The organism is Arthrobacter sp. NPDC057388 (genome assembly GCF_042668165.1).
GTDB lineage: Bacteria > Actinomycetota > Actinomycetes > Actinomycetales > Micrococcaceae > Arthrobacter.
The window spans coordinates 1-20,944 of sequence record NZ_JBHVBL010000060.1 but is presented as its reverse complement, the minus strand read 5'-3'; the positions used below and the strand labels follow the sequence as shown (position 1 = coordinate 20,944).

The window sequence follows — 20,944 nt, the reverse complement described above, 5'->3', positions numbered from 1 at the left end:
CTCCCCGGGAAGCTGCCGGCCGGCATCCGTTCAGCGAAGGGTTACAGGGCGCCCTGTCCGCCAGTACCGGCGTCGGCCGAATGGCCTTGGCCCGTATCGGCGATGAGCTTAAACCTTGCTCCGGTGGGGTCCGTCAGTGTGGCCAGGCGGCCGAAAGGGGTGTCGTCGGGGCCGTCGACGAGGGTAGCGCCCAGGCTGACGGCCTTGTCGATGGAGGCGTCTGCCTCCTCGACGGCGAAGTAGACGACCCAGTTTGAGGGAACCTCAGCGGGAAGGTCATTGGTGGCGTCGTAGATTCCTGCCTTGGCGTCCCGGCCTGCCCCCAGTGTGGTGTAGCGGAACTCCGGCGTATCACTCATGACGTCGGTGTTCCAGCCGAACACGTCCTGATAGAACTTCACCGCGGCGGCGTAGTCCTTGGTGTGGAGTTCGTGCCAGGCCGGCGCGCCTGGCTCGGCAACAAGATCGAAACCGCGCATCTCCTGGGGTTGCCAGGCGCCGATTGCGGCCCCGGAGGCGTCACCAAGGATGGCCATCTTGCCCTGCTCAGGAACGTCCATCGGCTCCATGTGGACCTGGCCGCCGCTGGCCGTGGCCGCCGCGGCCGTGGCAGCGACGTTGTCGGTGCGCAGGTACACGGACCACGTGTCCGGCATGGCGGCCTGGTCCTCCATCTTTTGCATAATGCCGGCAACGTTCTTGCCGTTCTTGGTGGCGGTGATGTACCCGCCGTATTTTTCCTGGTCTCCGGTCTGGAAGTCCCAGCCGAACAGTTCGCCATAGAACTGCTTCGCCTGGGAGGTGTCGGTGGTCATGAGGTCGATCCAGCAAGGTGCGCCGGGTGTGATGTCGGGTGTTGGCATAGCTCGCTCCTGGTGTGCTTTGCGGGAAATCCCCGCAGGTCATGGAGGTACTACGGACAGCACCGAGACTATGCCGGGCGGAAGCCGGTTTCAATGGGCCGCAGTGTCAGGAATGCGGCGACGGGAGCATCCTCAGGGTTGCTCGGAATATGACGTGGCGGGTTCCTGGTCGTCGTCGGCCTCGACCCATTCGATGAAGTCCTTCAGCGACATGCACCAGTAGTAGTCCGAGTACCTCAGGCCCTGCTTCTCGGCCTTGCCCATGGCCTTGACCCCCCACATGCAACGGTGGATGCGGAATCTCTTCCCCGCGGTCGCGGGAAGGAGCGGTGCTGGTTAAATTGAACGCCATCAGTCCCCGCAGCACATGAGTGGCGCGTACTCGTATTTTGCCCGGCGGGTACTCGGATTACCTGATTTCCGGATCATGCTGCGCACGCCTACCTGCCGTTGAAAAGAACCACCACCTGCCTGCGCCAAGGGCGCGGGGTGGCCATCAGGACGCCCGCTCCTGACCACGCAAAAGGCCGGCCAAACCAATCTTTTCGATTGGCTTGGCCGGCCTTCAAATGGCCTGCGGCACAGTGCTTGTCGCACGGCGCCGGAACCTGCGCGGAAGGTAAGAGATTCGAACTCTTGGTACGGGGTTACCGCACACTGGTTTTCAAGACCAGCTCCTTCGGCCGCTCGGACAACCTTCCCTAACTAGTAGTGTTTCATAGGCAGTTGGCTGCAACAAAAAACGCCGCGTGGCAGCCGCGTGGCAGTTGCCGCCGGCCACAGTATTTTTGGGGCAGGAATCAGCTAGAAATCGGGAGTTCGCCATGAAAGCCGTCTTTATCTCGGAGCCCGGCGGGCCGGAAGTGCTGGAAATCCGCGAGGTGCCGGCTCCCGAGCCGGGCCAGGGTGAGGTCCTCATCGATGTTGTGGCAGCCGGCCTGAACCGTGCCGATGTCCAGCAGCGGAGGGGCTATTACCCGCCCCCGCCGGGTGCCTCGGAGATTCCCGGCCTGGAGGTTTCCGGCAGAATCGCGGGCTTTGGCCCCGGTGTCACCAAGCCGTTCTCCGTCGGGGACAAGGTGGTGGCACTGCTGGCCGGCGGCGGCTACGCGCAGCAGGTTGCGGTCCCGTCGGAACAGGTGCTGAGGGTTCCCGACGGCGTCGATCTGGTCACCGCTGCCGCCCTGCCTGAGGTTGCTGCCACCGTGTACTCAAACCTCGTGATGACCGCCCAGCTGCAGCCGGGGGAGACAGTCCTGATTCATGGTGCCACCGGCGGCATCGGCACCATGGCCATCCAGCTGGCCAAGGCCCTGGGCGCCACCGTGGCCGCCACTGCGGGCAGCGATGAAAAAGTCAGCACCGCCAAGGCGTTCCTCGGCGCCGATATCGCCATCAACTATGCGGAGGAGGACTTCGCCGAAAGTCTCCGCACCCAGAACGGCGGCAAGGGCGCCGACGTCATCCTCGACGTCGTGGGTGCCAAGTATCTGCAAAAGAACGTTGACGCGCTGGCCGATTACGGCCGGCTCATTGTCATCGGGCTGCAGGGAGGCGTCAAGGGGGAGCTGGACCTCGGCCAGCTGCTGAGCAAGCGTGCCGCGGTTGTCGCCACGGCACTCCGGCCCCGCCCCACCGCAGAGAAGGGCGTCATCATGACGGCGGTCAGGGACTCAGTATGGCCGCTCATCACTGACGGGCGGATCCATCCGCTGGTGGCCAAAACCTTCCCGTTGGACCAGGCGAGGGCGGCGCACAAATACTTCGACTCCGGTGAGCACGTGGGCAAGGTCTTGCTGGTGATGTGACGCTGCCCGGGTGGCATAGATACTCAGTATTGCCATCAGGCAGAAGGCGGGCTAGGCTCTTGGCATACGCGGTATGCACACGTCTTGGGGGCGTGTGCATGCCGCCGACTTCCAGTCAAGGAGCCGCATGTCCATACGCCACAGCCTCCTCGCCCTACTGCAGGATCAGCCACGTTACGGCTACCAGCTCAGGGTCGAATTCGAAGACCGCACCGGCTCCACGTGGCCGCTGAACATCGGTCAGGTCTACACCACCCTGGACCGTCTGGAACGCGACGGCCTGGTCAGTAATAACGGCGGCGACGGCGAAGGCCACGTCGTGTACAGCATCACTGAAGCCGGCAAGGCGGAGGTGCAGGGCTGGTTTGCGACGCCGGTGGAACGCACCAATCCGCCGCGGAATGAGCTCGCCATCAAGCTGGCGCTCGCCGTCACGCTGCCCGGGGTGGACGTAGCCGCCATCATTCAGGCCCAGCGCGCCGCGTCCATGCGCGCACTGCAGGACTACACCAAGTCGCGCCGTGACACGGCCGCAAACCAGCGGGCGGCAGACACCGCCTGGCTGCTGGTGCTGGACTCGCTGATCTTCCAGACGGAGGCAGAGATACGCTGGCTTGACCTGTGCGAGGCCAGGATGGTGCAGCTTGCGCAGGCCTCCGGGGCGCGCAGCCAGGCACGTAAACCGTCCAACGGGGTCACTGTGGAAGAGGCTGCCCCGCTGACGGCGGAGAACCGCCGATGAGCGTCCACGGACCGCACCAGGTCCTCGAACTCGCCAAAGTCAGCAGGACGTTCGGGCAGGGCGCGACTGCCGTCGCAGCCCTGCGGGACGTCGACCTCACCGTCAATGCCGGAGAGTTCGTTGCCGTGATGGGGCCGTCCGGCTCCGGGAAATCCTCCCTGCTGGCGCTGGCAGGCGGACTGGACCGGCCGACGTCGGGCGGTGTCTTTGTGGAGTCAACACCCCTGGCGGGGCTGGGGCTGAACGCGCTGGCCCGGCTCCGGCGCCGGGCCGTGGGCTACGTGTTCCAGGACTTCAACCTGGTTCCGACGCTGTCCGCCGCGGAAAACGTCGCCCTGCCGCTCGAGCTCGACGGCGTGACGGCAAGGAAGGCGCACCGGCAGGCACTGGACGCCCTGGCCCAGGTGGGGATCCCTGAGCTGGCGGACCGGTTCATGGACGAGATGTCCGGCGGGCAGCAGCAGCGCGTAGCCATCGCCCGCGCCATCGTGGGAAGCCGCCGCCTGATCCTCGCCGACGAGCCCACCGGAGCGCTGGATTCCACCACCGGCCACGGTGTGATGGAGGTGCTCCGTTCCCGGGCCGACGCCGGCGCCGCCGTCATGCTGGTCACGCATGAAGCGCGCCACGCCGCATGGGCGGACCGGGTGGTGTTTATCCGTGACGGCCGCATTGTGGACGAAGCGGCGGCCATGCATGACCCTGCAGTTCTCCTGGCAACGGCAGGCTGAGGTGGCCCTTGACGTCGGCCCCGTGCCCAACGGTCGGTGGCACAGCTTCCGCCTTGCCCTTCGGATGGCGCGCCGGGACATCAGCCGGCACCGCGGGCGCTCACTGCTGATCATCCTGCTGATCCTGCTGCCCGTCGCCGGAATGACCGGTGCCGCGGCCCTGGCACGAAGCATGCAGGAAACGCCGGCGGAGCGGGTGCAGTACCAGCTGGGCAGCACGCAGGCGCGATTCCGCAGCATGCACGCTTCCAACGCCGAGACCGTGCAGGATCCCGTGCTGGAGACGGCAACCCTGACGCGGAACTTCACTGTTGATCCGGACTTCGCGCCGCGGAATCCGCGGGATGCCATTCCCGCCGGCTACGAGGTCCTCACCGAAACGCAGCTGACGCTCACCGTCCGGGCCGGAGCATCCGGTGCGGGGACGTCGGATGTCCCGGTGATGGCCAAGTCCGTGGACGCCCTGAATCCCGCCTTCACCGGCAAATACAAACTTCTGGATGGCAGGGCTGCCGCCGCTGGTGACGAGATCCTCGTCTCGCCCGGAGCGCTGGAACGCTTCAGGATTCGGCTCGGGGACAGGCTCACGACGGCGGACGGCACCTTTGCCGTCGTCGGCACCCTCCGGGATGCCACCTACTCGGACGGTAATCCCATCCTGTTCCTTCGGCCCGGCCAGGCGACCCTGGGCGGGCCGGCCGGCCAGGGGAATCCGCTCGGCGAAACGGTGTATTACCTCGTGGGGTCACAACCCGTGACGTGGGACCAGATCCGTGACCTGAATCGGTCCGGCATTACCGTGCTGTCCCGTGCCGTGGCACTCGACCCGCCGGTGCCGCCGGGCGCTGCCGGCGGCTCAGGGGTTATGGACGCCGCGGGCTACGTCACGGGCGTGCTGATCGGGACGCTTGCCCTGCTCGAGGTGGGCCTCCTGGCCGGTGCCGCCTTTGCCGTGGGCGCCAAGCGGCAGGTCCGTGAGCTGGCGCTGCTCGCGGCGAGCGGTGCCGAAACGCCCACGGTGCGGGCGGTGGTGACCGCCGCCGGACTATGGCTTGGATCCATCGCCGTAGTGGCTGGCGCCGCGCTGGGCGCAGGCGGGGCTGCTGCAGTGGTCGCGGTGGCGAGGCACCTGGGTTCAGTCCGGTTTCCCGGCTTCCACCTGGACCTCCCGCCGACTGCTGCGGCCATGGCCATGGGCCTGCTGGCATGCTTCCTGGCAGCAGTAGTTCCTGCCCGGCAGGTTGCCCGGCAGGCGGTGCTCGGCGCGCTGAAGTCCGGCCGCGCACCGGCGGTTTCCGGTTCCTGGCCGGCCCGGGTGGGCGCTGCACTCCTGGTTGTGGCCGTCCTCTGCCTGGTGTCCGGGCGGTCACTGGGGCTGAACGGCGACCTGGACGCCGTCGCTGCCCGAACGCCGCTTGTCGCGGCCTTGCTCACCGGCGGGGCGGTCCTGGCGGTGGCCGCCTTGGTGCTGCTCACCGGAACGTTCGTGAAAATCCTTACCGCACGCACCGCCTGGATGCCGCTGCCCTTGCGGATGGCCGCCCGGGACTCTGCCCGCAACCGGAGCCGCACCGTGCCCGCCGTCGCTGCCGTCCTGGCTGCCGCCACCCTGGCCAGTGCTGCGATGGTCCTCTCGGCCAGCCAGATGGCGGAGGCAAAGCGCACCCACATGTGGGCTGCACAGGAAAACCAGGTCACCCTGCCGCTGGAAACCGCACCCGTCCAGTCGCCAGGAACGGCACCCCGTCCGGCCATTGAGCCGGCCGCCGTCGCCGCGGCGCTGCGGCGGGAGCTCAGCACCGTGCAGTGGACGCAGGTCCTCAGGGGCCCGGTGACGAGCAAGTGCAGCATGCAGGTATCCGCCGGCGGTTCCCTTCCCGCCGAAGGTGACGCAGTGGACTGCACGCAATACAGGCTGGCCGTGCCGGCCGGCCAGGAATGCCCCGCGACACCGCAGGGCCGCGTCCTGCACGGGCAGGACTGGCGGTGCAACGGGTCGATGTTCCCCGCCGGAGCCGCGAGCCAGCTGCCGCCCGTGGTGGTGGGCGGTGCCGACGAGCTGCGGGCACTCCTGGGCCGGGAACCCAGCCCTGCCGCGGTGGAGGCGCTGAAGAGCGGGGGAATGGTGGTCAGTAACCCGGTCTTCGAAAAGGACGGGAAAACCACGCTCCAGTCCTACGACGTCCGTGAGTCTGCTCCCGGCCCCGGTTCGGCCGTTGCCTACAAGCCCCGGAGCAGCACGGTGTTGCCTGCAGTCGTGGACGCACCGGACGTGCCGGTGCCGTTCTATGGCGTGCTGCCTCCCGAGTCAGCGTCCAGGCTGGGCATCCACGTGGGCAACTCGGTGCTGCTTGCCCAGCTCTCGGCGTACCCCGAAGCGGCTGAGCAGGACAGGGCGTCGGCGGCCTTGGCACAGGTCTACCGGATCCAGGCCATGGGCTTCTACGTGGAGCCGGGCGCGGACCGCACCGGGTCCGAACTGCTGTGGCTGATCGTTGGCACCAGCGCCCTGATCACGCTCAGCGCGGCGGGCATCACCACAGGCCTGGCGCTCGCCGATGCGCGGGCAGACCACATGACCCTGGCCGGGGTCGGGGCGCCGCCGCGCCTGCGGAAGGCGCTGGCCGGAGCTCAGTCGCTGATGACCGCGTCCCTTGGCACCACGCTGGGAGTGGCCGCCGGGGTGGTGCCCGCGGTCCTGCTTATCGGGGCCACCCGGATGTTTGCCGAGCCGGTCGTCCCCTGGCTGCCGCTGGCTGCCCTGCTCGTTGCCGTGCCGCTGACCGGTAGCGCACTGGCATGGGTCTTCGCCCGCGCCCGCCTGCCGGTGTCCCGGCGGAGTCCCGGCTCCTGACCGGCAGGGCCAAGCCGGCCCCCTCCTACCTCATCCGAGTTTTCGTCCAGTTGTCGCGACTTCAGGCCGGTGTAGCTGCCATTATCTGCACAAAAACTGGGGGACTCCGTTCACCGCGGCATCACGACCGCTCGGCGATTGTTGCCGCAGTACCCCGTGAATGGCCGCTGCTCATGCCCTACTGGCTGGTAGGGTGCCCGAGGCACACTCCGTGCCAGCTGGGACTCTCAAGGAGGAGACATGGGCACCATGCCTGAGGACGGGACCCGAACAGCGGCCGAGGACCTCAATCCCGCCGCCAATGGACCGCTGCCGCCGGCGTCCGTTGACGACGCGGTCCGCGACGCGGAGGAGCGCAGGTGGACCCCGGCGAAAATCGCCATCTGGGCAGCCATCGCCCTCCTGGGCGGCGTGGCCTGGTTCATGCTGGCGCTGGCTAGGGGTGAAACGGTCAACGCCATCTGGTTTGTGTTTGCCTCGGTATGCACCTACCTGATCGGCTACCGCTTCTACTCCAAGGTCATTGAGCGGTACCTGCTCAAGCCTGATGACCGCCGCGCCACGCCGGCGGAGTACAAAGCCGACGGCAAGGACTTTGTCCGCACCGACCGCAACGTCCTCTTCGGGCACCACTTCGCGGCCATCGCCGGAGCGGGCCCGCTCGTGGGCCCCGTCATCGCCGCGCAGATGGGGTACCTCCCCGGCACCATCTGGATCATCATCGGCGTCGTCCTCGCCGGCGCCGTCCAGGACTACCTGGTGATGTTCTTCTCCATGCGCCGCGGCGGCCGTTCCCTCGGCCAGATGGCGCGGGAGGAACTGGGCGTCATCGGCGGCACCGCCGCCCTGATCGCCACCCTGCTCATCATGGTGATCATCGTCGCGATCCTGGCGCTCGTCGTCGTCAACGCCCTCGGCGAGAGCCCCTGGGGCGTCTTCTCCGTGGGAATGACCATCCCGATCGCGCTGTTCATGGGTGTTTACCTGCGGTACCTGCGTCCGGGCAAGGTCATGGAGGTTTCCGTCATCGGGTTCGTGCTGCTCATGGCGGCCATCATCGGTGGCGGCGCCGTAGCCGGCACCGAGTGGGGCGCGGCGTTCTTCCACCTGGACAAGGTCACCATCGCCTGGGGCCTGATCGTCTACGGCTTCATCGCGGCCATCCTGCCGGTGTGGCTCCTGCTTGCGCCGCGGGACTACCTCTCGACGTTCATGAAGATCGGCGTGATCGCCATGCTGGCTGTTGCCATCATCGTTGTGCGCCCGGAGATCACCGTTCCGGCGTTCAGCGAGTTCGCCGGCCGCGAGAACGGCCCGGTCTTCTCCGGCGCCCTCTTCCCGTTCCTGTTCGTCACCATCGCCTGCGGCGCGCTGTCCGGATTCCACGCCCTGATCTCCTCCGGCACCACGCCGAAGCTCATCGAAAAGGAGCGGCAGACCCGGTTCATCGGCTACGGCGGCATGCTGATGGAATCCTTCGTGGCCATCATGGCCCTCGTCGCGGCAATTTCGATCGACCGCGGAATCTACTTCGCCATGAACGCGCCCGCGGCACTGACCGGCGGAACGGTGGAGACGGCCGCCACCTGGGTCAACAGCCTGGGCCTGGCCGGGGTCAACATCAGCCCGGACCTGCTCGCGGAGACGGCACGGAACGTGGGCGAGGAGAGCATCGTCTCGCGCTCGGGCGGCGCGCCCACTCTTGCCGTGGGCCTTGCCCACATCATGCAGCAGTTCATCGGCGGCACCGGCATGATGGCCTTCTGGTACCACTTCGCCATCATGTTCGAGGCGCTGTTCATCCTCACCGCGGTCGACGCCGGAACCCGGGTTGCGCGGTTCATGCTGCAGGATTCGATCGGCAACTTTGCCCCGAAGTTCCGGGAGGCCTCCTGGCGGCCGGGAGCGTGGCTCTGCACGGCCGTCATGGTTGGCGCCTGGGGTGCCGTGCTGCTCATGGGCGTCACCGACCCGCTGGGCGGGATCAACACGCTCTTCCCGCTGTTCGGCATTGCCAACCAGCTGCTGGCAGCCATCGCCCTCGCGGTGTGCATGGCGATTGCGGCAAAGCGCGGCTCTTTCAGGTACCTGTGGATTGTTGCCGTCCCGCTGGCCTTCACCGCAGTGGTCACCGTTACGGCCAGCATCCACAAGATTTTCTCGTCCGTTCCCGCGGTGGGGTATTTCGCCAACAACGCGGCCTTCAGCAAGGCACTGGCGGAGGGGAAGACCTCCTTCGGCACGGCCAAGACTACGGCCGCCATGGAAGCTGTGGTCCGCAACACCATGATCCAGGGCTGGCTGTCGGTCATCTTCGTGGTCCTGAGCATCATCGTGATCGTCACAGCAGTGGCGGCCACGGTGAAGGCCTTCAGGAACACGGCAGCCGGTGTCCCCAACGTCAACAATGAGGACCGGCCACACCCTTCGCGCGTGTACGCACCCGCAGGGCTGATTCCCACCCCCGCCGAGCGCGAGCTCATGGCGGAGTGGAACAAGCTGCCCGCGCAGCTGCGCACCGAGCGGGCGGGCCACCACTGATGGGCGCCGGACCGGCCGGCCTGCTGCATCCGGTGGCGGGAGCAGTCCGCGGCTTTGCCCGGTACCTGCAGGGAGTCATGGGCGCAGACGCATACCAGAAATACCTTGAGCACCACGCGGCGGCCGGCCACGGCACGCCACCTCTGGATGAGCGGGCGTTTTGGCGGGACCGGACAGACCGCCAGGACAGCAACCCCCAGGGCAGGTGCTGCTGACCGTGGCTGTTCCGGTGACCGGGGGACAGGCAGCCCGTTCCACGATGCTGCTTCCTCCGGCGCCGGACGCCCGCGCGCTTCCACGGCAAATGCGGTTTCGCTAAGGACGAAGGTGAAATCCCGGTCAAGGAGCTTCATTGACTGGACGCCGCGTTCCGGGCCCGTGAGAGTATGAACGCATGAGCGATCCCGAAGACACTCAATCCACCCGCACGGCCGGTCCGCAGGCCGCCGTGCAGCCCGGCCAGCCGGGCATGCAGCCCGCACCGGAACCCGGTGCGGGGCAGGCGCCAACGCCTGCCGCGCCGGCAGAGGACGAAGAACCAGTGGAGGGCACCACCCTGGACGCGGGCGCCGCTGACGGCCCCGCCCAGGCAGAAAGGCCCAAAGCCGCGAACCTGCAGGACCTCGTGGACGAACCGGCCAAGGTGATGCGGATCGGCACCATGATCCGGCAGCTGCTGGAGGAAGTGAAGTCGGCGCCTCTGGACGACGCCGCACGGGGCCGGCTGGCGGAGATCCACGAACGCTCCATCAAGGAGCTCGAGGACGGACTGGCACCGGAACTGGTGCAGGAGCTGGAGCGGATCAGCCTGCCCTTCCCTGACGACGCTACGCCCTCCGACGCTGAGCTGCGGATCGCCCAGGCCCAGCTGGTGGGGTGGCTGGAAGGCCTGTTCCACGGCATCCAGACCGCGATTGCCGCCCAGCACGCCGCCCGGGAGCACACGCTGGCCCAGCTGCAGCTCCGGCAGCTGCCGCCCGGCACCGTGATCGCGCCCGGTGTGGTCATCGGTGAAAACGGTGAACCGCAGCGTGCCAAAGCGCCGCAGCCCGGCGCTGACCCTCTCCACCCGGGCCGGAAGGAAGACCCTGACCACGGCCCCGGCCAGTACTTGTAGGCCCTCTTTGGGATTTTTCACGGCTGCCCGGCAAGGGCGCAAAGACGACGCGGAACTTGGCAAGGGTCTGTGGCGCCGCGCCCATGACCGGTTCCACCGCGGCCTGGACCGGTACCACCAGGTGCTTGAGGGGGTGGAGGACGAGCAGTTGTATGCGGAGCTGGTCGAGATAGCCAACCAGCTCGCGGGCCTCTCCAGCCGCGTCCGGGAGATCTGCATGGAGGCGCAGCGGCGGTCGCCCAGCGACGGCCTGGATGTTCCGCATACCCTGTCCGGCGTTCACCGTTCGCTGTCCAAGGCGGGCAATTCCCTGGCCGCTACCGCCGAGGCCGCCGCCATGCTCCGGCTCGCCGTCGGGCCAGTTCCCGTTGGTGCGGCTTCCGTCTGGCGCCGGGCAGAGACTGTGTTTGAACAGGTGGCCGACGCCGAGCGGCGGCTCGCCGAGTCCTGACAACGGATAATTCGCCTTCCGCGGAAATATTCCCCATGACGGGCCGTTACGCGGCTAGCTTAGCTTCGTCATATTCGGTGCGCGCCAAGTTTGGTTGTTGGCAGGATGGAGGCATGACTTCTTCACCAACACTGACTTTCAATGACGGCAACACAATTCCCCAGTTGGGCTACGGGGTGTGGCAGGTGGAGGACGACGTGGCGGAGAAGGTCGTTTTCCAAGCCTTCCAGGCCGGGTTCCGCCACATCGACACCGCCAAGATCTACGGCAACGAATCAGGCGTGGGCCGGGCGATCGCCAGCTCCGGGCTGTCCCCGGAGGAAATCTTCATCACCACCAAGCTGTGGAACTCCGACCAGGGTTACGAAGCAACGCTGGCCGCGTTCGAGGAGTCTTTGGAACGGCTGGGCCTTGAAACACTGGACCTGTACCTGATCCACTGGCAGCAGCCCAAGCAGGACAAGTACGTGGACACCTGGAAGGCGCTGATTGAGCTTCAGAAGCGCGGCAAGGTCAAGTCCATTGGCGTCTCCAACTTCACCATCGAAGGCCTGCAGCGCATCATCGACGAGACCGGCGTGGTTCCGGCCATCAACCAGGTGGAACTGCACCCGTACTTCAACCAGGCGGAACTGCGGGCTTTCAACGCCTCCCAGGGCATCCTGACCCAGGCCTGGTCCCCGTTGGGCCAGGGCGGGGAGCTCCTGGAGGATCCGGTGATCGCCGGCATCGCCCAGAAGCATGACGCCACCCCGGCACAGGTGGTCATCGCCTGGCACCTCGCCGTCGGGAACGTCGTCATCCCCAAGTCCGTTACCGAGTCCCGGATCCGGGAAAACTTTGACGCCCTGAACGTCACTCTGGACGCTGGGGACATCGAAGCCATCAACGGACTGGACCGCACCGCGGAAGGAAGCGGCAGGATCGGCCCGGACCCGGCTGTCTCCGACTTCGCCTAAGTCCCGGTCCAACGAGTAGCAGGCCGGCCACTGAGAGGCCCCGCTCCCTCCGCCAAGCGGACGGGGCGGGGCCTTCCGCTGGTAATGGCCCCCTGTTGACGGACGGGGCCGGTCGGTCCGGACTGATCGGCCGGACCGACCGGCTGTGCTGACCGGCCGGACGGGTCAGTCCTGGCTGTCAGGCAGCGAGCTGGTCCTGCTGTACCGCTACGGCGTCGACGATGGCCCAGCTGTCCTCGCCGGTGACGCTGCGGCTCGCGAAACGCTCAGCGGCCGCCAGGGTGTCGAAGACCTCGCTGCGGATCCGGCCGCAGTCTGCATCGAAGTACGTTACGTGGAACTCCTGGTTATTTTCCATGGCTCCATGGTGCAACCGGGGTCTGACATTTTTAGCAGTTCAGTCCGGCGTGTTGCGGAGCCGGAGCACACGTTCTTTGGCCAGCACGGCGGACCGCTCGCTTTTCTCCGCTGCCCGGGCAAACTGCTTCGCTTCGGCCGCGGCGGTTTCGCGTTCCTTGCGGGCGGCGTCGAGTTCGACTTCGAGGGACCGCAGCCGCTGCCGTGCCGCGCTGACTTCGGCGGTGAGCCGGACGAAGGCTGCCGCGGCTTCCTCCTGGGCCTCCGCGCGCCGCGCGGCCTCGTCTGCGGCCTGGGCCGCCGCTTCCTCGGCCTCCGCCAGCGCAGCCTGGGCCTTCTCCAACAGAGACGGCGTAACAGGCCGGGGTGCGCTGCGGACGGCCTGTAGACGCGGCTTTTCGGGTTTCAAAGCAGCGGCGCCGGCGTCCGGACGGGCCGCGGCTTTCGACGGATGGGTCCGTTCGCGCCGGCCCATCGTGGGCGGGGGTGCGGCAGGTTCCAGCCGGCGCCCTTTCGGTGCCCTACCGGCCGGGCGAGGTGCCCCTGCGGCCGCAGCCGGTGCCTCCCGGACTGCAGTCAGCGGCCGCGGCGGCGGCAGCTTTCCCAATGCTGATGGAACTGCCACCGCGTCGCTCAGGTCAACCTGGTCCACGCCGTCGGCGGACAGGCCCCGGAGCAGCAGCCCGCTTTCGACGGCGGCGGCAGCCGCCAGATCCGCAGTGGCGGCCCGGAGAGTCTCTTCCACTTCAGTGGCGACCGCGCCGCTGACCTTCCGGCCCTGCTCCTCAGCGGCCAGCCGGGCTTCACCCACGGCTGCACCTAAGAGCTTCCGCCGCTCCTTGGCGAGTTCCCGCAGCGCCGCCGCATCGAGTGAAGCCTGGGCTTCCTGCATGGTTTGTCCGAGGGTCCTGAGCTGGTGCACGGCGTCCGGCCGGTGGTGGGCCAGCATGTTGACCGTCCAGGCGGCAACGGAAGGCTTCGGCAGGGTCCGGATGGCCTGCGCGAGGGGCTTGTTGGATGCGGCGGCATCCTTGGCGGCGGCAGTGCGGGCGGCGATGAACGCGTCGAAGGGAAGCGCGTACAAGGCTTGGGCTGCCTGCTCCAGTTCCTCCTCCATGACAGCCATCATATGTATCGGGACACACGTTTCAGCTTGCCCTCAGGGGCGCCGGAGCCTGGCGGCACCTTCCGGGGCGTCGTTCCGCCTCAATGGGCGGTGAGCCTGCCGCGCGGACGGCTCTGCCATTTGTCCAGCAGGTAGTGATATGCCCTGAGTACGGCTCTGTACAAGGCAGTTGCCACCGCTTGAAGCAGCAATACGATCACTTGCACCGCGCCGGCCACGAGCAGGAGAAGGCCGAGGCTGGCCAGGGCGGGGAGGAACATAACAAAAACGGCTATAGCAACTGCGATATAGCCGAGCGCGTAATTGACGATGGTCGCCTGGTCCACTGGAATTCACCACAACCAGCTCAATGATTCCGAATGCTGCGCTGCCCCTTTGCAGCTGGGGTGATGTGGTCCCCGGCTGCTTTCTGCAGCCGGGGACCACTTAGCGGGAATAGGATCCGCACGCTGACGATGCTGCACCTGCACACTTTGCGCTGTGGCGTTCTCTGTAAGCTCACCGCCCAATAAGCAGCTTTGCGTTTACCGGTATCCCGTCCCGGTCCATGAGGCGTTGACTTGCTGCCGGGGACCCCTCCTTGACCTCAGTTCCAATGGTGGCTGATACCGATTTTTATAGCACCGCCGCCAAAGCCCTGACAAGAGAATTTTGGCGGCACGGGCAAAGGGTGCTTGCCAGCTACTAAGCATGCTGATTAACTCATCTCTATAGCTGGTGCCACACCCGCGGTGCCTGTCTGGTGGAAAGGAAAGTGCGTCATGGGAATTCTTGGATTTCTCCTGCTCGGTCTGATTGCCGGGGCTATTGCAAAAGCCATTCTTCCCGGGAGGCAGGGCGGCGGTTGGATTGTCACCCTCGTCCTGGGCGTCGTCGGGGCCATCCTCGGCGGCTGGATTGGCTCGCTGATCTTCGGTGGCGGCCTGGGTGACTTCTTTGATCTCAGGACCTGGCTGTTGTCCATCCTGGGAGCTGTGATTGTGCTGCTGATTTACGGCGCCGTCACCCGCAGAAGCCGGGTCTGACCTGACTTCTTAGCATCGGGATCTGTAGTGGGGCCGGCCCAGGCAAGGGCCGGCCCCACTGTTCCCCCTGCGGCCCTGGTAAACGGGGCGGCAGGGGCGCCGGCTCGGTAGGGAGAACACACTTGACCGGGAACAGCAGGGGGGCGGCTCGCGGCCGGAAGGGAGGTGCCCATGGAGTACGCTTCGGAGGATTGGACGGTACGACGCCAGGTCATGGACGTAATTGTCGACGTGCTTTCCGCGGTTGCCACAGGTCCTGACGTGCGCACCAGCCTGCTGCGCCATCTGGAAGAAAACCCCGGCAACCCGGAGAGGGCTCTGCTCGCCCACCTCCGGGATCGGAGCATTGCCGACGACGTCGCGTAGCGGCTCCACGTCGCAGCAGTCACTTCCCGTCTAACAGGAAGGCTACCGCCGCGCCCTGAGCACGCCGCGGAGCATCAGCCCGGCTGCACATACAAGCGGGACCAGGCAAGCGGTCAGCGAGAGGGGATTCGCGCGGAAAACCAGCCGGCCGCCGTCGTCATGGGTGTAGACGCCCAGGGGGAACACAAAGCCGCCTCCTCCGCCGCCGGAGCCCGCGGCCTCCGGATCGCCGCCTTCGGTGCCGCCGCCAAATCCGAGGGAGACCAGTGCCACGGGAATAATTTCCTTCCCGCCCAGCTGGACCGGGTCCCCGTAGGACCTGGCCACGCCCACATTCTTGAAAGTATCGGTGAGGGACTGCATTGCATCTGCCATGGCCCCACTCTAGGTGACTGGCCCCACTTCAGGTGCCCAGGCCCACTCCCAGTGGAACCAGCCCGCCATAGGCCATGTGTTGTAGCGGGGCCGGGCTTCAGCCGCTCAGCCCTCAGGACCAGAAGTCGGCGGCCTTGGCAGTGTCCTCCGGAAACTCATGGACCTCACTGACCTTCCCGTCTTTGAGGGCGAAGACGAGGGCGGCGCGCTGGCCGATGGCGGTGCCGTTGCGCTCCGCATGAACCCTCTGGAACCCAACGGTGTGGTGGTCCCCGCCGATCAGGTCATCCAGGTCCACTCGGATGGTGCCGTTGGAGCGGGTGAACAGTTCGCCGAAGTAGGCGAGTATTGCGTCCAGCCCCTGCTTGTCACCGGACAGGCCGCCGCTGCCTCCCAGATGCCAGACGGCGTCGTCGGCAAACAAGCCGCGGAGGGTGTCCATGTCGCCTGCACCGAACGCCTCGTAGCCCCGCCGGATCAAAGCGGCATCTTCCTGGGCTCCCATTTCGCCACCTCACTGTCGTCATCATCGGGTCCCGGCGAGGAAAGGTTAAGCCTGCGCGAGGACCATGTCGAGGGTTATTTGCCTCCGAGGTCGAGGCACCCGGAGAGGCTGCCGAAGCCCTGCTTTTCTGTCCCCGTGTAGGGCGTCTTCCGGCTATTTTCAGGGTCTGGACACCGGGGGCTGCCGGACCTACCGTTCAGGTGGTGGCTGCTGTTGGAAACGACGGCGACTGCCGCCGGCCCGTTTTCGGGCCACCCGTTATGACAGGAGGAAGCAGATGGAAACTGTTGAAGAGACCGTTGATGTCGCAGTTCCGGTCCATACGGCCTACAACCAGTGGACGCAGTTCGAATCATTTCCGCAATTCATGTCCGGTGTGGAATCCGTGACCCAGCTGAGCAACACCACCAATCACTGGGTTACGAAGGTAGGCGGGGTGAAACGGGAATTTGATACCGAGATAGTGGACCAGGAGCCCGATGACCGGATCGCCTGGCGGAGCACGGACGGCAAGTCCCATGCAGGCATCATCAGGTTTACCCCTTTGGATGCCAATCACTGCAAGGTAAAGGTCCATTTCGAATGGGCACCGGAAACCGTCACTGAGAAGGCTGGCGCTGCTCTCAAGATCGACGAGATGCAGGTCAAAGCCGACATGCGGAAGTTCAAGGACTTCATCGAATCACGCGGCACCGAAACCGGCGGCTGGCGCGGCGAAGTCGAGGACACCGGCCCGACCGGTCAGTTTTAGGACCGGATAACCGTAGAACCGGATAACACTGGAAAGCCCCGGCCGTGGACCTGTCGCGTGAACGACGGGTCTGCGGCCCGTGCTTTCCTCCGCCCGTCCGCCCGCGCGGACACAGTGCGTGCCGGCATGCCCGCCCGCGCCGGGGCCTCGTGATCGTGGCGGCCGCCTTGGCTGCTGTGATCCCTGCACTGGCGGCCTGCACTTCCGGGCCGCAGAAATCACCGGAGCCGGCTCAACCAGTGCCGGTAACGGTAGAGGTGAACCAATCGCGCGACCAGTACGGAAAACAGGCCATCCAGCTCCTCCTCACCAATGTGTCCGATGGGCCGCTGAACGTGGCTGCGGCGCGTCTCACGACCCCTCTGTTCGAGAGGGACATCCTATGGAAGCCAGCCGGCGGCGGTCTCGAACTGCCGCCGAACCAGCCGAAGAGTCTTCCGGCCCGGCTGCCTGCGCCGGTGTGCCGGAACCAATCGGGGGCGGAGCAGCCTGTCGCCCACGTCAAGTATTCCGGGCCCGGAGATGCCGGGCTGCGGGAGGCGGCGCCGGCCGCCGTCGACCCCTTCGGCGTGCTTGAGCGGAACAATACGGAACTGTGCCTCGCTGCGGATGCGGCCGCCGTTGCCAGCATCGTCCTGGACCGCCGCCTTGAGATTGCCCCGGACGGGCGCACCGCCGTCGTCCGCCTGGTCATCACGCCGAAGAAAACGGGCGGAGCGGGCATCGCTGAGGGGATACCGATGACCATCGGCAGCATCGACGGAACCACGCTGATTGCTGCGGCGTCGGACGCGCCCTGGCCGCGGGATGTCCGCATCGTGCAGGGGACCGGGCGGGCCGAACTCACCCTGCGGATCCGGCCGGCCCGCTGCGACCCGCATGCCGTCGCCGAGGACAAAGTAGGCACTTTGCTGCCCCTGCACGTGAGCGTGGGAGGACGCCAGGGGCTGCTGAAAATCGCGGCCGGCGCCGCACTCCGGGCGCAGATTTATGACTTTGTGGCGGCGGCATGCGCCCCGGACCGCCTGGGTTAACGGACCCGGCGGTTGGCGAGGGCCTGCTGCAGTTCCGGCAGGTGAAGCCGGATTTCCCGTGCCGCCCCGGCGGCAGCGGCCAGGTCAGCAGCGAGCAGGTCCTGCTCCACTTGAGTGCACAGCCGGCTCATGCGCAGGGCTCCGGCCATGGCCGACGACGTTCGCAGGCTGAGTGCCGCGTCCGTCGCCATCTCCCGGTCCCCAGCACCGATGCTCCGGATGATGCGGTCAACCCGCTGGGGGAGGAGGGCTGCATAGTTGTCCGCAAAGGACTCAGCTGCAGCCGGAGAGCATTCCTGTGCCAGGCGCCGCAAATGCGCTCCGTCCAGGGCAGGCTCGGGCGCTTCAGCCGACGGTCCGCGTTTCTTCATCCGCGGCCCTGTCCCCGGCCTGGTCCGGAACGGCAGGTGCGGGACAGCCGGCGGCCATGGCCGTGTTGCACCCCGAGGGCGCTCTCGTTGCTGCACTCATGGCAGGCTGCCTTCCGGTGGGCCCCCTCCGCCGCGGTTCTGGGGCCAGACGACGGAGGGGACGTTGTGTGGGTGATTTACGGGCACGTGACCGGTCATCCGTGCCCGTAACCACCACTTTGGCGTCTCCGCCTCAAGGACCCCTCGGATGCCGATCAATACTGGCTCAAGAAAATCCGGCCACGCGACGACGCAATGGAAACGAGGCAGGCCACACCGAGGAGAGGAAGGCGCCGCCGACGCTCTCATCCGATAGTGTGGCGCCGTCGCCGTGGTCGCCGCGTAGGTAAGACAAGACCCACGGAGAAACCGAGGCGCTGGAAAGGCAGAACTGATCATGGTCTATGACCGGGAGCGTGAGCGGCGGGACGACGCCGGATCTCGCCGGGGCTGCCCGCGCACTCGGATCGGAGAAAGCCGTGATTTAGGCCCTATTGTGCAAGCTGAACATTCGTCACGAATGGCACGTCGAACACGCTGAAGACGGGAGTCGGTACCGGCGCTGCCGACTCTGCGGGAAGGATGATGACAGCGGCGGTGGTGTGACCGGCGCCCCCGGTGCTTGGGCTGGCCCGGCTGGCATGGGGTAATCCGTGCTTCCCCGCGCCATCCGGCACGCTCTGGATTCCGACGCAGCTGGAATGCACAGCCCTTGCTTGGCTGTTTGCAGCCCCCGGAGGGTCCCCTATTTCAGGGTAGGGCATTCCTCTCCCGGTGCTTCTACTTTCGGGGAAGCAGGAAGATATTGAGGGGGGACCTACCTGGCGTAGGACTAGGGCTTTCACAGCTGAAATTGAGAATTCCCCACTGTTTCTCAATGGCATCCGGATACGTTGTACGGACGCATCAACGGTGATGCGCTCATCGGACGAAGGAGTCCCTGATGCGTTCCAGATCAGACATTCCAACTGACCGGAGGAAAACCGGAAGGACGCGCCACAGGCGCGGAGTTTCGCCGGCCAAGTGGTTGGCAGCAGCAGTCACCACAATTTTGTTTGTCTCCGCTATTTCATTCATTGGCGGCTCTGCCCAGGCAGCCACCGTCACGATCGGGCCGTCCGCGGATGCGGTGGTCAAAAGAGACACACCCACTACAAATTAGCACATACCCGCTTCACTCAGGCCAAGCCGTGGATCGACATGTTCTGGGCGAACCGGGTCAAAGTGCTCCTCTCCGGTTCACAGCACAATTACGAGCGGACCTGCCCGGTAAACAACGTGGACCAATGCGTCCCGGACGGGATGCAGCAGTTCCAAGTGTCCACCGGCGGTATCGGCTTGCGGACCTTCCTCAACAACCCCGCCTACGTTCAGAGGAAGTTCAGCGACACGTGGGGCCATTTGAGGATGAGCCTCAAACCAGACGGCTCCTACACGTGGGAGTTCCGCCCTGTCCTTGGCGGAATGCAAACAGACAGCGGTTCGAGGGCCTCGGGTACAACCCCGCCCCCGGGTGATACGACGGCTCCGACTGTGACGGGTACGTCCCCGGCTGCTGGTGCCACTGGTGTGGCGGTGGCGGCCAATGTGACCGGGACGTTCTCGGAGGCGATGGATGCGGCCACGATCACATCCACCACGTTCACCCTGCAAACGGGAACGACGACGGTGCCCGCCGCCGTGACGTACAACAGCACGAACAGCGTGGCTACGTTGAACCCGGACACAGACCTGGCCGCAGCCACGACGTACACGGCGACGATCAAGGGCGGCACTGGCGGAGTGAAGGATGTTGCCGGAAACGCGCTGGCGTCGGACCGGACGTGGAGCTTCACTACGGCTGCCGCAGGCGGTGGCACGTCGCAGACCGTCACGCTGACGCCCACCGCTGACAGCTATGTTTCGAACGGTTCGGCGGGGACGAACTTCGGCACCGCCACCATCCTGCGTGTCGATGCAAGCCCGGTGGATGTCACCTACCTGAAGTTCGATTTGTCACCATATGCGGGCAGGACGCTGCAGAGTGCGACCTTGCAGCTGCGCGTGGCCGGGAACCCGTCCACGGGTAGGCAGAACGTCAAACTGGTTACCGTCGACACCTGGACCGAGGGTGGGATCACCTACAACAACCGCCCAGCGCTGGGCACGAGCATTGGCGGGTTCGGCCCGACAACGGCCAACACCAACCTCAGCGTTGCGTTGACCGCCAGCAGCCTGACCGCCGAGCTCGGCCAACTGCTCTCCCTGGGCATGGACACCACGAGCAGTGACGGTCTGGAACTCAGCTCGAAAGAAGCGGGGACCGCGGCCTCACCCAAACTGGTGCTCACCCTCAGCCAGTAGGTACGGGTCATGCTCTCCGGGCCATCCGAAAGTGACAGGGGAAGCGTCCCCGGCGTTCGCGCCGGGGATGCTTCGTGCCCCGGAGCCTCATCGGCGATGGATCAAGATGCGCGTTGGCCCGCCGGGCCGATACTGGGTGGGCCCTGGTGGTCAGGCGGCCTCGAAGTAGAGGTCCGCCCTGCCGGCCCCGTCCGCAGCGTCCTGACCACGCCTGATTCTTTGGCGGTTAGGCCGGATCCGGAGCCGGCTCGCCCGCAAACGCTCCGACGACTATCAGGTCGATGTGGATTCCGGTGACCGGCCCGTTGGCGTCTCTGGTTGGAGGATCGGGTAGAGGCCGTCACCCCAACCGGAGTGGGACAGGATGACATTTTCACCGCCCACAGCCAGCGGCATCACGATGTTCGCCGTACCAGGCGGATACGGTTGGTCATCGTCCATGAGGTCAAACCAGCAGTTTGGATCGCCGGATTCGAACACATCCTCGTACCAATTTGAGTCCTGTGGCATGCAGCGGGCCACCGCTTCGGCGTCTACGAAGGCCACGGTGCCGGCGCTCACCGGCACGGCGTAGAACGCGCCCGGC

Annotated in this window: 23 protein-coding genes and 1 tRNA gene; 14 read left to right on the top strand and 10 right to left on the bottom strand. The window is 66.2% G+C overall.

The features are described 5' to 3' along the window. Positions 1-41: 41 nt before the first annotated feature. The 3 genes from ACFUTU_RS19700 to ACFUTU_RS19690 all read right to left on the bottom strand — a co-directional run bounded on the left by ACFUTU_RS19700 (position 42) and on the right by ACFUTU_RS19690 (position 1,564). Positions 42-863 (bottom strand): VOC family protein, encoded by an 822-nt coding sequence (locus ACFUTU_RS19700; protein ID WP_377967373.1) that lies wholly within the window; start codon positions 861-863, stop codon positions 42-44. Positions 864-995: 132 nt separating this feature from the next. Next, positions 996-1,127 (bottom strand): hypothetical protein, encoded by a 132-nt coding sequence (locus tag ACFUTU_RS19695; protein ID WP_377967371.1) that lies wholly within the window; start codon positions 1,125-1,127, stop codon positions 996-998. Positions 1,128-1,476: 349 nt separating this feature from the next. Further along, positions 1,477-1,564 (bottom strand) — tRNA-Ser (locus tag ACFUTU_RS19690). A 123-nt stretch (positions 1,565-1,687) separates the two neighbouring features. Here ACFUTU_RS19690 and ACFUTU_RS19685 point away from each other — a divergent pair. The 9 genes from ACFUTU_RS19685 (at position 1,688) to ACFUTU_RS19645 (ending at position 12,066) form a co-directional block, all read left to right on the top strand. After that, positions 1,688-2,671: an NAD(P)H-quinone oxidoreductase gene (locus ACFUTU_RS19685; RefSeq protein ID WP_377967369.1), complete on the top strand. Its 984-nt coding sequence runs from the start codon at positions 1,688-1,690 to the stop codon at positions 2,669-2,671. A gap of 127 nt (positions 2,672-2,798) precedes the next feature. Further along, positions 2,799-3,413 (top strand): PadR family transcriptional regulator, encoded by a 615-nt coding sequence (locus tag ACFUTU_RS19680; protein WP_377967367.1) that lies wholly within the window; start codon positions 2,799-2,801, stop codon positions 3,411-3,413. Beyond that, the gene (locus ACFUTU_RS19675; protein ID WP_377967365.1) at positions 3,410-4,144 is read left to right on the top strand and encodes an ABC transporter ATP-binding protein; all 735 of its coding nucleotides are present in this window, start codon (positions 3,410-3,412) and stop codon (positions 4,142-4,144) included. The genes ACFUTU_RS19680 and ACFUTU_RS19675 overlap by 4 nt, the downstream gene beginning before the upstream one ends. Then, positions 4,110-6,998: an FtsX-like permease family protein gene (locus ACFUTU_RS19670; RefSeq protein ID WP_377967363.1), complete on the top strand. Its 2,889-nt coding sequence runs from the start codon at positions 4,110-4,112 to the stop codon at positions 6,996-6,998. Before ACFUTU_RS19675 ends, ACFUTU_RS19670 begins: the two co-directional genes overlap by 35 nt. A 249-nt stretch (positions 6,999-7,247) precedes the next feature. Further along, entirely contained in the window at positions 7,248-9,539 is a 2,292-nt protein-coding gene (locus tag ACFUTU_RS19665; protein WP_377967377.1) for a carbon starvation CstA family protein, read from the top strand. Continuing rightward, complete coding sequence (locus tag ACFUTU_RS19660) at positions 9,539-9,754, top strand: YbdD/YjiX family protein (protein WP_377967361.1); 216 nt, start codon at positions 9,539-9,541, stop codon at positions 9,752-9,754. The genes ACFUTU_RS19665 and ACFUTU_RS19660 overlap by 1 nt, the downstream gene beginning before the upstream one ends. 254 nt (positions 9,755-10,008) lie before the next feature. After that, a complete protein-coding gene (locus tag ACFUTU_RS19655) occupies positions 10,009-10,656 on the top strand; it encodes a bacterial proteasome activator family protein (protein ID WP_377967375.1) in 648 nt (215 codons plus the stop codon). 7 nt (positions 10,657-10,663) lie between these two features. Beyond that, complete coding sequence (locus ACFUTU_RS19650) at positions 10,664-11,107, top strand: hypothetical protein (protein WP_377967359.1); 444 nt, start codon at positions 10,664-10,666, stop codon at positions 11,105-11,107. 113 nt (positions 11,108-11,220) lie between these two features. Continuing rightward, a complete protein-coding gene (locus tag ACFUTU_RS19645) occupies positions 11,221-12,066 on the top strand; it encodes an aldo/keto reductase (protein WP_377967357.1) in 846 nt (281 codons plus the stop codon). A gap of 178 nt (positions 12,067-12,244) precedes the next feature. On the opposite strand, the gene ACFUTU_RS19640 is transcribed toward ACFUTU_RS19645, so the two are convergent. The 3 genes from ACFUTU_RS19640 to ACFUTU_RS19630 form a co-directional block, all read right to left on the bottom strand. Beyond that, complete coding sequence (locus ACFUTU_RS19640) at positions 12,245-12,424, bottom strand: hypothetical protein (protein WP_377967355.1); 180 nt, start codon at positions 12,422-12,424, stop codon at positions 12,245-12,247. A gap of 39 nt (positions 12,425-12,463) precedes the next feature. Further along, a complete protein-coding gene (locus ACFUTU_RS19635; RefSeq protein ID WP_377967353.1) occupies positions 12,464-13,540 on the bottom strand; it encodes a hypothetical protein in 1,077 nt (358 codons plus the stop codon). An 89-nt stretch (positions 13,541-13,629) separates the two neighbouring features. After that, a complete protein-coding gene (locus tag ACFUTU_RS19630) occupies positions 13,630-13,875 on the bottom strand; it encodes a hypothetical protein (protein WP_377967351.1) in 246 nt (81 codons plus the stop codon). Between the two features lie 435 nt (positions 13,876-14,310). Here ACFUTU_RS19630 and ACFUTU_RS19625 point away from each other — a divergent pair, with 435 nt between their 5' ends. Next, positions 14,311-14,574 carry a GlsB/YeaQ/YmgE family stress response membrane protein gene (locus tag ACFUTU_RS19625; protein WP_003801204.1) on the top strand — a complete coding sequence of 88 codons (264 nt, stop codon included), beginning with the start codon at positions 14,311-14,313 and terminating at the stop codon, positions 14,572-14,574. A gap of 171 nt (positions 14,575-14,745) precedes the next feature. Beyond that, positions 14,746-14,940: a hypothetical protein gene (locus tag ACFUTU_RS19620; protein WP_377967349.1), complete on the top strand. Its 195-nt coding sequence runs from the start codon at positions 14,746-14,748 to the stop codon at positions 14,938-14,940. A gap of 42 nt (positions 14,941-14,982) precedes the next feature. Here the strand turns inward: ACFUTU_RS19620 and ACFUTU_RS19615 are convergent, their stop codons facing one another. Together ACFUTU_RS19615 and ACFUTU_RS19610 are read right to left on the bottom strand one after the other, a co-directional pair. Next, positions 14,983-15,315, bottom strand: a complete 333-nt coding sequence (locus ACFUTU_RS19615; RefSeq protein WP_377967347.1) for a hypothetical protein — start codon at positions 15,313-15,315, stop codon at positions 14,983-14,985. A gap of 112 nt (positions 15,316-15,427) precedes the next feature. Further along, positions 15,428-15,820, bottom strand: coding sequence for a nuclear transport factor 2 family protein (locus ACFUTU_RS19610; protein WP_377967345.1), 393 nt, complete (start codon positions 15,818-15,820; stop codon positions 15,428-15,430). Between the two features lie 277 nt (positions 15,821-16,097). On the opposite strand from ACFUTU_RS19610, the gene ACFUTU_RS19605 reads away from it, so the two are divergent. Both ACFUTU_RS19605 and ACFUTU_RS19600 read left to right on the top strand, forming a co-directional pair. Beyond that, the gene (locus tag ACFUTU_RS19605; protein WP_377967343.1) at positions 16,098-16,571 is read left to right on the top strand and encodes an SRPBCC family protein; all 474 of its coding nucleotides are present in this window, start codon (positions 16,098-16,100) and stop codon (positions 16,569-16,571) included. A 257-nt stretch (positions 16,572-16,828) separates the two neighbouring features. Then, positions 16,829-17,605 carry a hypothetical protein gene (locus ACFUTU_RS19600; RefSeq protein ID WP_377967341.1) on the top strand — a complete coding sequence of 259 codons (777 nt, stop codon included), beginning with the start codon at positions 16,829-16,831 and terminating at the stop codon, positions 17,603-17,605. Here ACFUTU_RS19600 and ACFUTU_RS19595 read toward each other — a convergent pair. Next, on the bottom strand, positions 17,602-17,976 hold the full coding sequence (locus tag ACFUTU_RS19595; protein WP_377967339.1) for an Hpt domain-containing protein: 375 nt from the start codon (positions 17,974-17,976) through the stop codon (positions 17,602-17,604). The two genes, ACFUTU_RS19600 and ACFUTU_RS19595, sit on opposite strands and share 4 nt — an antisense overlap. A 1,239-nt stretch (positions 17,977-19,215) precedes the next feature. Here ACFUTU_RS19595 and ACFUTU_RS19590 point away from each other — a divergent pair. Beyond that, entirely contained in the window at positions 19,216-20,358 is a 1,143-nt protein-coding gene (locus ACFUTU_RS19590) for an Ig-like domain-containing protein (protein WP_377967337.1), read from the top strand. Between the two features lie 273 nt (positions 20,359-20,631). Here ACFUTU_RS19590 and ACFUTU_RS19585 read toward each other — a convergent pair. Then, positions 20,632-20,944, bottom strand: a 313-nt coding sequence (locus ACFUTU_RS19585; RefSeq protein WP_377967335.1) for a DUF4241 domain-containing protein, incomplete at its 5' end; no start/stop codon positions are given.